Source organism: Bacillus sp. ES1-5, from assembly GCF_022487605.1.
GTDB lineage: Bacteria > Bacillota > Bacilli > Bacillales > Bacillaceae_G > Bacillus_A > Bacillus_A wiedmannii.
The window spans coordinates 1048949-1064624 of sequence record NZ_JAKVPU010000001.1 but is presented as its reverse complement, the minus strand read 5'-3'; the positions used below and the strand labels follow the sequence as shown (position 1 = coordinate 1064624).

The 15676-nt window shown below is 33.9% G+C and carries 15 protein-coding genes; 10 read left to right on the top strand and 5 right to left on the bottom strand.

The features are described 5' to 3' along the window. Positions 1-29: 29 nt before the first annotated feature. The 4 genes from MKO96_RS05445 (at position 30) to MKO96_RS05430 (ending at position 2798) form a co-directional block, all read left to right on the top strand. The gene (locus MKO96_RS05445; RefSeq protein WP_087980192.1) at positions 30-1331 is read left to right on the top strand and encodes a pyrimidine-nucleoside phosphorylase; all 1302 of its coding nucleotides are present in this window, start codon (positions 30-32) and stop codon (positions 1329-1331) included. A 33-nt stretch (positions 1332-1364) separates the two neighbouring features. After that, entirely contained in the window at positions 1365-1760 is a 396-nt protein-coding gene (locus MKO96_RS05440; RefSeq protein ID WP_000358522.1) for a cytidine deaminase, read from the top strand. Between the two features lie 147 nt (positions 1761-1907). Further along, on the top strand, positions 1908-2303 hold the full coding sequence (locus tag MKO96_RS05435; protein WP_240586922.1) for a DUF2871 domain-containing protein: 396 nt from the start codon (positions 1908-1910) through the stop codon (positions 2301-2303). Positions 2304-2318: 15 nt separating this feature from the next. Next, complete coding sequence (locus MKO96_RS05430; protein ID WP_016088359.1) at positions 2319-2798, top strand: CcdC family protein; 480 nt, start codon at positions 2319-2321, stop codon at positions 2796-2798. Between the two features lie 50 nt (positions 2799-2848). Here MKO96_RS05430 and MKO96_RS05425 read toward each other — a convergent pair whose 3' ends face one another. Then, positions 2849-3079: a DUF896 domain-containing protein gene (locus MKO96_RS05425; protein WP_046955048.1), complete on the bottom strand. Its 231-nt coding sequence runs from the start codon at positions 3077-3079 to the stop codon at positions 2849-2851. A gap of 247 nt (positions 3080-3326) precedes the next feature. Between MKO96_RS05425 and MKO96_RS05420 the strand changes: the two genes are divergently transcribed. Further along, on the top strand, positions 3327-4241 hold the full coding sequence (locus MKO96_RS05420) for a hypothetical protein (RefSeq protein WP_240586921.1): 915 nt from the start codon (positions 3327-3329) through the stop codon (positions 4239-4241). A gap of 59 nt (positions 4242-4300) precedes the next feature. Here MKO96_RS05420 and MKO96_RS05415 read toward each other — a convergent pair whose 3' ends face one another. After that, a complete protein-coding gene (locus MKO96_RS05415) occupies positions 4301-5011 on the bottom strand; it encodes an alpha/beta fold hydrolase (protein ID WP_097916019.1) in 711 nt (236 codons plus the stop codon). Positions 5012-5154: 143 nt separating this feature from the next. Here MKO96_RS05415 and MKO96_RS05410 point away from each other — a divergent pair, with 143 nt between their 5' ends. After that, on the top strand, positions 5155-6027 hold the full coding sequence (locus MKO96_RS05410) for a LysR family transcriptional regulator (protein WP_016088357.1): 873 nt from the start codon (positions 5155-5157) through the stop codon (positions 6025-6027). 45 nt (positions 6028-6072) lie between these two features. Here the strand turns inward: MKO96_RS05410 and MKO96_RS05405 are convergent, their stop codons facing one another. Both MKO96_RS05405 and MKO96_RS05400 read right to left on the bottom strand, forming a co-directional pair. Continuing rightward, the gene (locus MKO96_RS05405; RefSeq protein ID WP_240586920.1) at positions 6073-6789 is read right to left on the bottom strand and encodes an urease accessory protein UreH domain-containing protein; all 717 of its coding nucleotides are present in this window, start codon (positions 6787-6789) and stop codon (positions 6073-6075) included. 15 nt (positions 6790-6804) lie between these two features. Beyond that, a complete protein-coding gene (locus MKO96_RS05400; RefSeq protein ID WP_240586919.1) occupies positions 6805-7788 on the bottom strand; it encodes a F510_1955 family glycosylhydrolase in 984 nt (327 codons plus the stop codon). Between the two features lie 222 nt (positions 7789-8010). On the opposite strand from MKO96_RS05400, the gene MKO96_RS05395 reads away from it, so the two are divergent. Continuing rightward, on the top strand, positions 8011-9300 hold the full coding sequence (locus MKO96_RS05395; protein WP_240586918.1) for an aminopeptidase P family protein: 1290 nt from the start codon (positions 8011-8013) through the stop codon (positions 9298-9300). Positions 9301-9418: 118 nt separating this feature from the next. After that, entirely contained in the window at positions 9419-11059 is a 1641-nt protein-coding gene (locus MKO96_RS05390; protein WP_240586917.1) for a multicopper oxidase family protein, read from the top strand. Positions 11060-11110: 51 nt separating this feature from the next. Here MKO96_RS05390 and MKO96_RS05385 read toward each other — a convergent pair whose 3' ends face one another. Continuing rightward, on the bottom strand, positions 11111-11656 hold the full coding sequence (locus MKO96_RS05385) for a hypothetical protein (protein ID WP_240586916.1): 546 nt from the start codon (positions 11654-11656) through the stop codon (positions 11111-11113). A gap of 332 nt (positions 11657-11988) precedes the next feature. On the opposite strand from MKO96_RS05385, the gene topB reads away from it, so the two are divergent. Both topB and MKO96_RS05375 read left to right on the top strand, forming a co-directional pair. After that, entirely contained in the window at positions 11989-14133 is a 2145-nt protein-coding gene (gene topB, locus MKO96_RS05380; RefSeq protein ID WP_240586915.1) for a DNA topoisomerase III, read from the top strand. A gap of 269 nt (positions 14134-14402) precedes the next feature. Then, positions 14403-15650 (top strand): DUF4153 domain-containing protein, encoded by a 1248-nt coding sequence (locus tag MKO96_RS05375; RefSeq protein WP_240586914.1) that lies wholly within the window; start codon positions 14403-14405, stop codon positions 15648-15650. The last annotated feature ends 26 nt before the right edge of the window (positions 15651-15676 follow it).

Sequence of the window (15676 nt, the reverse complement as noted above, 5' to 3'; positions counted from 1 at the left end):
ATATCATATAAAAAGGAATGGTGACTGTAATGAGAATGGTAGATATTATTGCGAAAAAACGTGACGGCAAAGAATTAACGACTGAAGAAATCAAATTCTTTATTAATGGATATACAGACGGAAGTATTCCTGATTATCAAGTGAGTGCACTTGCAATGGCAATCTTCTTTAAAGATATGACAGATCGCGAACGTGCAGATTTAACGATGGCAATGGTGGAGTCTGGAGAAACGATCGACTTATCAGCAATTGAAGGAATTAAAGTAGACAAACATTCAACTGGCGGTGTTGGTGATACAACAACATTAGTATTAGGACCATTAGTCGCTGCTTTAGATGTACCAGTAGCAAAAATGTCTGGTCGTGGATTAGGACATACAGGCGGAACAATTGATAAATTAGAAGCGGTAGAAGGATTCCACGTTGAAATTACGAAAGAGCAGTTCATTGATATTGTAAACCGTGACAAAGTTGCTGTTATTGGACAAACAGGAAACTTAACACCTGCCGATAAAAAGATTTATGCATTACGCGATGTAACAGGAACAGTAAACTCAATTCCTTTAATCGCAAGTTCAATTATGAGTAAAAAAATTGCAGCTGGTGCTGACGCAATCGTACTTGATGTAAAAACAGGTGCTGGCGCATTTATGAAAACAGAAGAAGATGCAAAAGAATTAGCACATGCAATGGTACGTATCGGAAATAATGTAGGACGTCAAACAATGGCTGTTATTTCAGATATGTCACAACCGCTTGGTTTTGCGATTGGTAACGCTCTAGAAGTGAAAGAAGCGATTGATACGTTAAAAGGCGAAGGTCCAGAAGATTTAACAGAATTAGTACTTGTATTAGGAAGCCAAATGGTCGTACTTGCGAAAAAAGCAAATACGTTAGAAGAAGCTCGTGAAATGCTAATTGAAGTTATGAAAAATGGAAAAGCAACTGAGAAGTTTAAAGAGTTCTTAAGCAATCAAGGCGGAGATAGTTCAATTGTAGACAATCCAGAAAAAATGCCACAGGCGAAGTATGTAATTGATGTACCTGCAAAAACTTCAGGTGTTATTTCTAACATTGTTGCAGATGAAATTGGTATCGCAGCTATGCTCCTTGGTGCTGGTCGTGCAACAAAAGAAGATGAAATCGATTTAGCGGTAGGATTAATGTTACGTAAAAAAGTGGGCGATACAGTAAAAGAAGGCGAGCCGTTCGTAACGATTTATGCAAATCGCGAAAATGTAGAAGATGTAAAAGCTAAAATTTATGAAAACATTTCGATCGCTGAAACAGCAGTGGCTCCTAAATTAGTTCATACAGTTATTACTGACTAATCATAATTACACTTACTTTAAGGAGGAAATAATATGGATAAGAAAAAATATATCGAAGAAGCAAATAAGATGTTAGCAAAAGCATATATTCCGTATTCGAAATTTCCTGTTGGTGCAGCATTAGTTACGAAAGAAGGTAAAATCTATACTGGTTGTAATATAGAAAATGCTTCTTACGGTTTATGTAACTGTGCAGAAAGAACAGCGATCTTTAAAGCTGTATCAGAAGGGGAGCGCGATTTTAGTTACTTAGTTATTACAGGCGAAACGGACGGACCAATTTCACCATGTGGTGCTTGTAGACAAGTAATTGCTGAATTCTGTGAACCGAAAATGCCAGTTTTACTAACGAATGTAAAAGGTGATGAAAAAGAAGTGACTGTAGAGCAGTTACTGCCTGGTGCCTTTTCAATTGAAGACTTAAAATAAATTAAAAGGTCATTCCACAATTAATAGTTGTGGAATGGCCTTTTTTATTTTCAATAATAGAATGTAATATTTTGTTCATATTCCGTTCATAAACTTTCCGTAAAATGATTTCAGCGAATATGGAAAGTTTACAACAGGGGGAATAAAATGAAGAAATTATATAATGCAGCATTCATTTACTTAATTATCGGTTTATTATCAGGAGTATTTGCAAGAGAGTATTCGAAAGCACAAGGAATTAAAGGATCCACAATGTTGCAATTAGTGCATACACACGTATTAGTGCTCGGCTTCGTCTTCTTTTTAATTGCTTTAGCTTTATGTAAAGTATTTCATGTCCATGAAACAAAGAGTTTTCATGCATGGTTTGTTGTTTATAATGTAGGAGTAATTTTTACTGTCGCTACAATGCTATGGAGAGGGCTTCTACAAGTAAATGGAACTGACTTTAATGGTTTAAGCCATATGGCTGGATTAGGTCATGTTATTATAAGTATCGGGATCGTTTGGTTTATGATTTTGCTTAAAAAGTCTTTTAAATAGATAGGAGTGGATAGTATGATAGCACTTTTATCAAGTATTGTAGCAGTTTGTATGGCTGTTGGTATCATGTTTCTTCGCTTTAAAGCAGCGAAAAAACCGGTAACGAAAAAGAAAATTATATTACCGCCAATTTTTATGAGTACTGGTGCAATGATGTACTTCTTACCGGAGTTTCGATTAACATCGTTAGAAATAGTAGAGGCGATTAGTATAGGACTTATTTTCTCTATATTTCTTATTAAAACAACTAAGTTTGAAATAAGAAACGAACATATATATATGAAACCGTCAAAAGCATTCATAGTTATTTTAGTAGGCTTATTGGCTGTACGAGTAGCGTTAAAATCGTATTTAAGTCAATCAATTGATTTAGCAGAGTTAAGCGGAATGTTTTTCTTACTTGCATTTGCAATGATTGTATCGTGGAGAATTGCGATGTATCGCTCGTTTACTAAATTAGAAAAGACAATAAAAAGAGCTGGAATTTCTAAATAGGAATTCCGGCTCTTTTTATGTTTTATACGATTGTTTTTTTAGCTTTGATTTCATTTGCTTAATTTTAAACGTATTTGAGCATCTTGTAATGCGGCTGGTGTAACGTTAAGACCATGCTGATCAACAATTTTTGTGTTTAATAAAATGGAATCTAGGCTTCCACGAAATGTTTTTGTATAGTTTTGACGCAGCATTTGTTGCTCTTGTTTTTCATCAACTGTTAATCCAGATGTTTTTTCTTTTTTTGATAATTCGTTAATACGGAATAAAATATTTTTCATTTGTTTCACCTCTAGTTAAGTTTAATTACATTAGTTACTTACTAATGTATAGTTATTGTAACGTATCTTTTAATAAGTGTCAATGCTTATAAATATTCCTTGTTTTGTAAGTGTATGGGGTGATAAAAAATGAAAAAAACTACAAATACTTGAAATAGAAAAGATGTTAATATACAATACCTTAGTAGGGTATATAAAGATGTTGTTTTTCATTATGAAAGTAATAAGCAAAAAGGAGTATGTAATAATGAATGCAGTAATTTCAAAGAAAGAAACAATCATCTCATATACGATTGCTATTTTATTTATTTTAGCTATGGTAACAGCAGGTGTGTTATTAAATGATCCAGAAGTCATTTTGCCGGAAATAGCAGCAATGGCAGTTGCTTTATGGGCGTATCGTGAGCCAGGATGGTTAAGACAACCAGAAAAAATCTTTATTGCACCGTCAATAACAGCAGTGATTGGCTTTATGGTGAATCAAATGGATATAGCCTATTTAGGGAAAGTAAGCTTAACGCTTGTATTCATGATGCTGTTTTTACGTGTTATTCAATCCAATTTAGCACCATCTATTGCGACAGGTTTATTACCATTAGTAACAAATGCGACGGAATGGTCCTTTGTTATCGCAGTTTGCGCTTTAACATTTATTTTAATGGTTGGTGTTCTTATATTTAAATTGAACAACGGTATTGAGCGAAAAGTGAATATACAGTATAAATATATGACTGTATTTCTAATACTAAATTTCGTGTGGATCAGTTTATGTTGGATAACTGGTTATGAACAATTAGCGGTTATTCCGCCAATTCTAGTCGTTGTGTATGAATCACTTCAAAAACCGATGTACAATGAAAAAATGGCATTTAAACAAATATTAGTATTAACTACATCAGCAACTGTTGGAACTTTATTGTATTTTGCAATTGATTCATGGATTGTAGTCACTTTATTCAATATGATATTAATGCTAATTTTATTAAAAATCGTTGGAGTACGTATTCCAGCAGCGTATGCATTCCCATTACTTCCGCTCGTATTTCCTGATGAAATGATAAAGATGTTACCAGTAGCTTCGTTCATTGCAGGGCTATTCTTATTTGGCGCAGTATTACTGTATAAAAAGTGGGAGTTGAAGCAAAAGGGAATGCAAATGTAGTGGAAGAAAAGTCAATATAAATAGACACCCTGAGGGTGTCTATTTATATTGTATGACATTTAGTTTTTTAATTCATTTAAGCAATCAACAAGTTCTGTTGTTTTAGAAAAGAATGGTGAATGATCTGCTTCTAAAGTAATGATCTTCGAGCATGGAGTTTCTGTATTCATTCGGTGCTGAAAATCAATTGGAATCGCTCTATCTAGAGTTGTTTCAATATAAATGCGATCTATAGTTCCGAAGTTTTCTTCAGAAATTTTTAGCTCTTGTTGAAACGGTCCTAGTGGCTGAGGGCGCATTTTTTTGAAAGAAGCTTCTTTAATTTCTTCATTTTCGGTAACATTTAAAAATGTTTGTTCAATTAGATTTGGTATAAGTTCAGCTGTCATGTCGTTCTCATTTATTGAAAATTGTGGACCAGATTCACCATCTAACTTACTGCCAAGGCTTTCTCCGTTTTGAGGTAAGAATGCACAAAGATATACTAATTTATCGATTTTATTTGGTATAAGTTCAGCAGTTTGAGTAATTACAATTCCACCCATACTATGTCCAACAAGAATGACCTTTTCATTTTGTTGTTTTATAGCATCAGATACTGCAGTAACATAGGAATCTAACGTTACATTTTGGGAGGGAGTCATATCTTTACCACTTCCAGGTAAGTCTAGTGTAACAACTGTATGTCCGAAAGCCTCTAGTTGAGGTTTTACTAATTCCCAGGCCCATTCACCTTGCCATGCTCCATGTACTAAAACGTAAGTACTCATTTAATCAACACTCCTCTAATGTTTATATGCTTTATTTTTTCGTAATATTGATGATGTATAATTAGTGTATATGAAGTAGTTTGATAAATATAATGAAGGTTATTTATAGATGATATAAATATCTTTTATATAAGGAGAACAGCATGAACGTTTTTGATTTTGAAGTTTTTAAATATGTGGCGCGTTTGAACAGTATTAGTTTAACGGCGAAAGAATTACATATGACACAGCCTGCTATAACGCATATCATTAACAAATTAGAGAAGAGATATGCGTTAACTTTATTCGATCGATCTAGACAAGGAACAGTTTTAACTGAAAATGGAAAAGAATTTTTAGTTTGTGTAGATCGACTTCTAATGGAGTATGAAAATCTTGAAGAAACAGCTTTACAATTGAAAAATAAAAGCTTGTATAAGATTGTACTAGCTACATATCCTTCCGTTACTGTATATTGTTTGGCAGAGTGTATCGAATTAGGTAATTTTGATCAAAGTCAGTATGTACTTGCAGTTCGAGAGGGAAGTTATCAAGAAGTGTTAGATTGGTTGTCTTCTGGAAGTGCAGATTTTTCTATTTCTATAAAAGAAAACTTAATTCCAGGATTTCATTATGATGTCATTGGTGAAGATCCGTATGTTATAGTTTCTTCAAAGTCTGTTCCACCTAACCTTACTAGTAAAGAATTGAAAAATTATCCTTTTATTATGCCGCTTTCTGGTTGCAAAGAAGTGCTTGAACCATATTTGATGAAAAATGAAATAGTAGTTAATAAAGTGATGGAATCAGAAACAATTAGTTCAGCATTAGCACTTGCTTTACAAGTTAACGGTATAACAATTGTTCCAGTATCAGGACTACATAAGCAAATTATTCATGACTTCATCGTGCAACCGATAGAAATTAAAATTCCAAGGCAACTAATTATGCAATGGTCACCTAAAAAAGAGAATGATCCGCTGTTTCTAGCATTTATTAAAAATTTACTAAATCAACTACAACAAAAGAAAAAATGATACAAAAGGTAAGCTCATTTCACTGAAGCTTACCTTTTGTATGTATTACCAATATAGAGCAGTATCATAAATTCCGATTAAAATAAGGAGAACACCAGTTATACTTTGAATGTTTTTTCCTATTTTTCGACTCTTTTTAAGTAGTGCCCCATTCAATCCAAGGTAGGAGATGATGAACAGTAATATAACGATAGGGAGAGCGGTTCCTATCGAAAAGAATGTCGGAAACAAGTAACCATAATTATATGAGAAAGATAAAGGGATTAACGTTCCGAAAAATAGAACGAACATAGTCGGACAGAAAGCTAAGGAAAAGAAGAATCCAAGTAAAAATGAGCCAACTTCATTTTGTTTTCTTATAAATTTGATCGAGAAGAAATTTCTGCTCTTTATAATACCTGCCAACATTAGCCCCATTAAAATTAATAAAGGTCCAATTATTTTTCGTAACCATGGGAAATACAAAGTTAATATTTGCTGAATCTCTTTTCCTAAAAACCATACGAATAGTCCAAGCGTTGTAAAAGCTATTATTTTTCCTAAAATGAATAACAATATATGTTTCCATGCATGTCCCTTTTGTAAAGATTGATTGCCATAAAGTGTAGTAGCGCTAATGTTTCCTGTTAATTGGCAAGGAGAAAGGGTACCTACAATGCCTAATAAAAACGCAAATAAAAGAGGAATTGATTTCGTAGCATTCGCGACATTCATTAAAGGAGACATGAGTTGATAGCTCCATTCACTAATTGTTGAAAACAAGTTATATTCACCTTTCTAATTAAATTGGAATGTTCCCTCTTTCGTAATCTGTTTCCACGTTTTACCCTCATCTGTAGAAAGGAACACATTAGCTTTCGTTGTAGCAAATACTATTTCAGCTGAATTTTGAGGGTTTTGTGATATGTACATAATTGCATCTTTAGAATCTAAAGATGGAGTTTGTATGTTTGTTTCTTCATTTGTAGCAATTGATTTTTTCGTTAAGATTTGCTTATTGATAGGGGCGTAAATAACATCTTCTTTACTTAATGTAATGGCTGTCGATTCAAGAGATGTAGAGAATAGTTCAAATGTATTTCCGTAATCTGTAGATAAATAAACACCGTCTTTAGCACTTACCGCGACTACACTAGGTTGGTCCGGATGTACGGAAAAGGAATGAATCGTACTTGAAAGCCCTTTTAACTTACTATTTTTCCAATCTTGTCCGTTGTTCGTACTGAAATAAAAACCTTGTTGTAATTTAGAATTTGGACGCTCATTGTATAAATAAATTGCTTCTGTATTATATCCGACAGCAAGGTTATGAAAATCAGATTCTCCATAAAAAGCTAGCTTTTCAAGGATATTACCGCCATCAGAACTTTTCATTAACCCTAAAGGATTTTTTAAATTTGCGCCTGGTGCAGGATGACCGCTGGCAAAGAATCCGTTCTTCGTTGCCTGAAATCCCATATAATCATGTAGCTCAGTCTTAGTTTCAAGCCATTTTCCATTTTGATAAACTTTTATCCCGCTATGAGTGGCGATAGAAACCCCAGGCATATTTCCTGCATAGCCAATTCCGTGAATGTGCTCGATTTTTCCAGATGTAGTTTCCTTATAGAAGTTTTGCGGAATTGTATTTGCTGTTTCTATATGTTTTGGTTGAGATTGCACCGTGTCTTTCTTCACTTGTGCTGATTCGGCGTTGCTAGAACATCCTGAAATTAATAATAAAGAAGTAATTGCTAACCCTGTTGCTACATACTGTTTCAAATTTGTAGGCTCCTTTCCTATATATCAGGTTTTAAGTATATGGAGTAAATGTCAAGAAATTGTGGAGTGGTATGCATAATTTCGAATGTAAGGGGCCCTAGTAATGAAAAATTTCCTTTCTCTATGAGTACTATTAATTGACGAAAAATTATAACAATAATAGAATGAATTGTATTGGGTAATTAGATTTACCAGTATACATAGAACGCTAGGGGGATTATTATGAAATCAACATTTTTTGCTCAAAATAGAGAACGATTAGTAAACACATTACCAGACGAATCTATTACTATTTTATTTGCTGGACAAGCACCTCATATGTCAGCGGATGCACATTATAAATTTGTGCCGAATCGAAATTTTTACTATGTAACAGGAATCGATGAACCAAATGTTATTTTCATGTTGAAGAAGTTTGGAGATAGTGTAGAAGAAACTCTGTTCATTGAAAAATCGGATCCAGTAATGGAAAAATGGGTCGGCAAAACAGTGTCTAACGAAGAAGCAGAGCAAATTTCAGGTATAAAGAAAGTTGTATATTTAGATAGCTTTGAAAAGACAATGTCAAATATACTTTTTACAGAAAATGTGAAGCATCTATATTTAGATTTAGAGCGTCGTGAGTGGAATGGAACGGAGACAAAAACAAAAACGTTAGCATTTGCTAAACATGTAAGAGAACAGTATCCACACGTTTTAATTGGTAATGTATATCCGAATATTTGTGAATTACGAGTGTTTAAAACAGAAGAAGAAGTTGAAATTATTAAAGAAGCGATTGCTGTAACGAAAGAGGGCATTTACAACGTACTTAAGCATGCAAAAGCTGACATGATGGAGTATGAATTAGAAGCTCAGTTTGATTTCACACTGAGATCATCTGGCATTAAGCATCATGCGTTCAATACAATTTTGGCAAGTGGAAAAAATGCTACAGTTCTTCATTATGAAGACAATGATGCACAAATTCAAAATGGTGATTTAGTACTGCTAGATTTAGGCGCTCAAAAAGACTACTATAACGCTGATATTAGTTATACATTCCCGGCAAATGGAACATTCTCTAGTCGCCAAAAACAAATGTATAATATTGTATTAAAAGCATTGAAAGAAACAACGGAACTCATTAAGCCAGGAGTAAAGTTTGCTGCATTAAATGAGCATACAAAAAAGGTACTAGCAGAAGAGTGTAAAGAAATTGGCTTAATTCAAGAAGACGAAGAGTTATCAAAATACTATTATCATGGTGTTAGCCATTTCCTTGGTTTAGATACGCATGATGTAGGAACATATAAAGATAGAGTGTTAGAAGAAGGTATGGTAATAACAATTGAACCTGGTCTTTATATTGAAGAAGAATCAATTGGAATTCGTATTGAAGATGATATTCTTGTAACGAAAGACGGACATGAAAACTTGTCAAAAGATATTCTTAGAGAAGTTGAAGAGATTGAAGCGTTTATGAGAGAAAATAATGTGAATGTAAAAGAAGATGAAGTTGTTACGAAATAATCATTAGAAGAGGCGCTCAATTTTGGGCGTCTTTTTATTTGATCCATTGCACATCTCCATATTTTCTTGAAAATCATTTTTTATAATGATTTTGAAAAAGAAAAAGGAGGGATTTTCCATGAAGCGATTTGTATTAACAGCAGTTACAGTCTCTGTCATATCCTTAATTGCTGCATGTTCCGCGACCACAAATACAACAAACAATCATAAAAATATGAATGATAAAAAAACACTACAGACTGAAACGGCTACAAGACCATTGAAAGTTGAAAAAGGATCAGAAGTGACTTTAATAGCGAAAGAAGAAAAGCAAAAATTAAGTAACGGTGTTATTGTTCCAGTCTGGACATTTAATGGCTCATCTCCTGGTCCAGAAATTCGGGTGAAAAAAGGCGAAAAGGTGAAAGTAACATTGAAAAATGAATTATCTGCACCATTATCTATTCATTGGCATGGATATCCTGTCCCAAATAATATGGATGGAATTCCAGGCGTTACGCAAGATGCGGTTGAATCTGGAAAAAGTTTCACCTATGAATTTGAGGCGAACGTACCAGGAACGTATTGGTATCATTCACATCAAGATTCTGTAAATCAATTAGATAGAGGTTTATATGGAGCGCTCATTGTAGAAGATACAAAGGAAAAATATGATAAAGATTACACTTTAATGTTAGATGAATGGATAACAGATAAAGAAGAGATTAATAATCAGTTAAAAGAAATGACAAAAGGGCAAAAAGGTAATAAATCTAAGGAAAATGAAAATAAGAAAAAGAATGATGATAAGAACGGTATGGATCATTCCGGTATGGACATGGGCAGTGATAAAAAAGATTCTAGTAATATGGCAGGAATGGACCATGGAAATATGAAGATGGAAGGTCATGATATGAGTATGTATGACTTATTCACAATCAATGGTAAAAGCGGGGATTTAGTAGAACCATTAAAAGTGAATAAAGGAGATAAAGTTCGTCTTCGACTCGTTAATGCTGGTTATCTATCACATGATATACATGTTCACGGTCATGATATAAAAGTAATTGCGACAGATGGTCAACCAATTAACGATCCAAAATTTATAAAGGATAAAGTAATTTCAATCGCACCGGGTGAACGTTATGATATTGAATTTACTGCTAATAATACTGGAAAATGGTATGTTGAAGACCACTCAGCAAATAAAGGTGCAAAAGGAATGAAAGCTGTTATTGAATATGATGGCAGCAAAGAGATGAAAGATAAAGCAAACGAAAAAGAAAAATTACCGAAATTAGATATGACGAAATATGGTGCTAAAAAATTAGGTAGTTTCACGTTAGAGCATCAGTATACTGCCACATATAATATGGACTTGAATACGCAAATGAATGGAAATGAAATGGTATATACAATTAACGGAAAGGTATTTCCGGACATTGACCCGATTCCAGTAAAAAAGGGTGATTTAGTAAAAGTAAAATTAGTAAATCGTTCTAAAATGGACGATCATCCAATGCATTTACATGGTCACTTCTTCCAGGTGTTGAGTAAAGATGGAAAACCGATAGAAGGTTCTCTAATTGTGAAAGATACATTGAACTTAAAACCAGGAGAAGAATATGAAGTAGCCTTTGTAGCAGACAATCCGGGTGATTGGATGTTCCACTGTCATGATTTACACCATGCTTCCGCGGGGATGGTAACAGAATTGAAATATACGGATTATAAATCTGACTATACTCCCAACCCAAACATTCCTAATAAGCCAGAATAAAATGAAGCAGTTATCCTATGGATAGCTGCTTATTCATTTTCGGTGCAAGAGTCAATGTATATGTTGATCATGTCCGGACGAAGGTGGGGGAGTATGATCTGGGAATGTCACGAATATGGCAACGATAATTACCACACTAATTAATAGTAATAACAAAAAACGCCGTTGAATAAAAGTAGAAAAAGTTTCTGATAAAAGTTGAATCATACATGACATAGTTATTGTTATCGTAAGTAAAAGACTAATAAACAGTATACTATGAGCTTGTTGAGCGTTTAACATTTCTGTAATCATTGCTCCCATCATACTTGCCATTAATCCAGAGAACATTCCTTCTAAAGCAGTAAATAGGTGAAACCGTAGACCTACTAAAAAACCGATACAACTACTAATCAAAATCGCAAGCAAAGTAGAATATAGTAATTCACCTTTAAAAAGAATACCTAAATAAAAACCGATACTTAAACCCGTACTCATACTAAAAGACATAATAAATACCATATACTCCATTAGGGTACCCTTGCATTTAGATATATATGATGTAATAAGAATCGAGATACAACAAAGTGTTAAGGCGGTTAATGTGTAAGCGAACATTATGATACCTCCCTGTCCTATTATTCATTTCATCATATGTTCATATGGAGAGTACTTATGCTTATTTATATCTGCATATTATCTGCACAATTTCATAAATGTAAGCAAGAAGGCTTCTGATTTTTTGGGACGTCTTTTTAATTATGAGCATGCGAATGTAAGAGTTAAATGAAGAGTTTCTATTGTGAAGCCATAAAGAATAAGCGTATAATATTATAGGTCTCCCATTTGCGAGACAAACCGCGAATGATAAATAAGATTGTTGTTTTATCATCGCCTCTAAACAGATAGACAATGAAAGTAACACTGGAATACGGATAGGGAGTTATAAAATGAAATTAATTATTGCCGAGAAACCAGATCAAGGTTTGGCTCTTGTTTCACAATTTAAATATCGCCGGAAAGATGGATATTTAGAAGTAGAAGCGAATGAGTTATTTCCAAATGGAGCGTACTGTACATGGGCAATTGGTCATTTGACGCAGTTATGTAATCCAGAGCACTATCACGCAGAGTGGAAAAAATGGTCACTTAATACGTTACCGATGATTCCAGAGCGTTTTCAATTTGAAGTAACAAAGTCGAAGTATAAACAGTTTAACGTTGTGAAACAGCTGTTACATAATCCGGGGGTAACAGAAATTATTCACGCGGGCGATGCTGGGCGTGAAGGGGAATTAATCGTACGAAACATTATTAATCTTTGTAACGTACAAAAGCCGATGAAGCGTCTTTGGATTTCATCTTTAACGAAACAAGCTATTTATCAAGGGTTTAAAAATTTACTAGATGAAGCAGATACAATTAATACGTACTATGAGGCGTATACAAGGTCATGTGCGGACTGGGTCGTTGGTATGAATGCATCGCGTGTCTTTAGTATTTTGCTAAAGAAAAAAGGAATGAACGATGTATTTTCCGCTGGCCGAGTACAAACACCGACACTCGCATTAATTGTAAAGCGTGAAAAAGAAATAGAGAACTTTAAGTCTGAGCCGTTTTGGGAAGTGTTCGCAACCTTTAATATAGAAGGAAAGAAGTATGAGGGGAAATGGGAGAAGGATAGTGAATCCCGCTTAAAAGACCCTGATATGGCAAATAAAATTGCAGCATTTTGCCAAGGTAAACCGGCTGTAGTAAAAGAAATGAAAACGGAGCGTAAAGAGTTTCAGCCGCCGTTTTTATTTAATTTATCAGCACTGCAAGCGACAGCTAATAAAGCTTTTAAATTTTCACCGAAAAAGACGCTTGATATAACACAAGCACTATATCAAAAAGGGATAGTTTCTTATCCGCGTTCGGATTCTAACTATGTTACACAAGGAGAAGCAGCGACGTTCCCTGATATTTTACAGAAGTTAAGTCAATTTGATGAATATAAAGGTTTATTGCCAGCACCAATTGAATCAATTATGAATAATAAGCGTTATGTGAATGAAAAAAAAGTTACAGATCACTACGCAATTATACCGACAGAGCAAGTTACAAATCCAAGTAAACTATCAGGTGATGAAAAGAAAATTTACGATATGATCGTAAGAAGACTGATTGCGGCGCATTATGAAGTAGCAATCTTTGACTACACAACGATTACAACTCTTGTAGACGAACGTGCTGAATTCATTTCAAAAGGAAAACAGCAAATTCAAGAAGGTTGGCGTAAAGTTATTTTCCAAGATGATAAAGATGACGAAACAATTCTTCCAATTGTCGCAGAAGGTGAACAAGGAAAAGTTGTAAAGGTGAAAGTGAAAGAAGGAAAAACACAGCCGCCGAAGCGTTATACAGAAGGACAACTTATTACGTTAATGAAAACGGCCGGTAAGTATTTAGAGAATGAAGAGCTGGAGAAAGTATTAAAGAAAACAGAAGGTTTAGGTACAGAGGCAACGCGTGCAGGTATTATTACGATGCTGAAAGACCGTAAATATATAGATGTGCAGAAGAACCAAGTATATGCAACTGATAAAGGGAAAGTATTAATTACCGCAATCGGTGATAAAATATTAGCTTCACCAGAAATGACAGCGAAATGGGAGCAGCGCCTTGCAGAAATTGGTGAAGGTACAGCATCACCAGCTACATTTATGGAACAGACGAAAAAGTTATCAGCTAAAATTATTGAAGATGCGGTTGAAATGTCTGAGAAGTGGGATTTCACTGGATTACATGTTGAATCGATTGAACGAAAAGGATCGAAATTTACAACGGGTAAAAAAGTTGGAAGCTGTAAAAAATGTGATGGCGATGTGATTGATAAGTCAACGTTTTACGGTTGCTCTAATTACAACACGACACAATGTGATTTTACCATTTCAAAGAAGATATTAAGTAAAACAATTTCGCAAAAGAACATGACAAAGCTCTTAAAAGGTGAAACGACCGATTTAATTAAAGGCTTTAAAAAAGGTGAGAAAACGTTTGATGCGAAGTTAGAGTGGAAAGATAATAAGATGAATTTTGTGTTTGAGAATTAAGTGTTTTCAACAAATAAAAAAACATGATAATTAAACTGTATCCTATAGAATAGACACTTAAAAAAGTCTATTCTATAGGATATTTTTTTGAATAAGTAGTACTATTTATTTTTATTTAAAATAAAATATACAATAAAAAAATCTCAATAATTGATAATTATTTATTGTAAAACAATAAATTTTGTATTAAAATCAATATCATGATAAATCAGTGAGGTGCTTTTTATAGAAAGGTAACAACGCTGTTTTTTATTAGAGGAGGTAAAACTATGAACAATCACAATTTGATTATTGAAAATATGGATAATCCTCATGAGTTGGAGAGAATGTATAGAAAAGAGCCAAAAGCTTTTAAAAAATTATTCTCACAAGCATGGGATGAAAACCCTGATTCTCAGATACTAGCTGCTTGGGATGAAAGATTACATTTCAAGGAGACGGCAAATAAAGAAAAAGTATCGTTGTTTCAAAAAGGTTTCTTATTCATGGGCATGTTAGCTATTCTAGCTGGGCTAAGCACTAGAATCATTTTCCACTTTGTTGAGCAGGAAGCAATTGCTCCAATAAACTTGGCTTTTGGTGTAATTCCCTTTATTGCTGCTTATTTTATTTACAATAATACTCCGAAAAAAAGTATTATTTATTTTCTTGCAGCGTTGTTCCTAATTGCCGGGTTGTATCTTAATACGTTGCCATTAAATTATAAAGACAGCAGTATCCTTGCGTATTTACATCTTCCTATATTGTTATGGGTCTTATTGGGACTTGCGTTTACAGGAAATGAATATTCAAAAGGAAGTACAAGATTAGCGTATATTAAATTTAATTTAGAATATGGTATTCTCTACGCGAGCATGGCAGTGAGCGGAATGATACTAGCAGTATTTACCATGAAGTTATTTAGCTTCGTTGATTTGGATATAGGAGAATTCTATTTTAGTAATGTTGTTTTATTTGGAGCTGCGGCTCTCGCTATTGTGGCTACATACTTAGTATCAATGAACCTTAAACTGGCTAAAAATATTACACCATATATAGCTAAAATTTTTAGTCCGCTTGTCCTGATTACATTGCTGATCTATCTTATAACAGTTATATGGAGTGGAAAAAATCCATTCTTGGACCGTAATTTTCTAATGGCCTTCAATGGAATACTCCTTGGTGTATTGGCTGTTACTATATTTTCTATCGTTGAGAGTGACTCAGACGAGAAAAAGAGCATTTCAGATTATATAAATTTTGCCTTAATTGTTCTGGCACTTATTATAGACACTGTCGCTTTGTCAGCCATCGTATTCAGACTTTCTTCTTACGGGATTACACCTAATAGACTTGCTGTTTTAGGCGTAAACATACTGATTTGGGCAAATCTCATTTGGATTATGTTTTCCTATATGCGTTTTCTACAAAACAAATCAGGACCAACAGCTATCCAAGATGCCGTTACGAAGTATTTGCCAATCTACGGATTTTGGGCAGCTTTCGTTATATTTACTTTTCCTATAATGTTTAATTAGAAAGGCTTTGTTAATGTAACGACAAG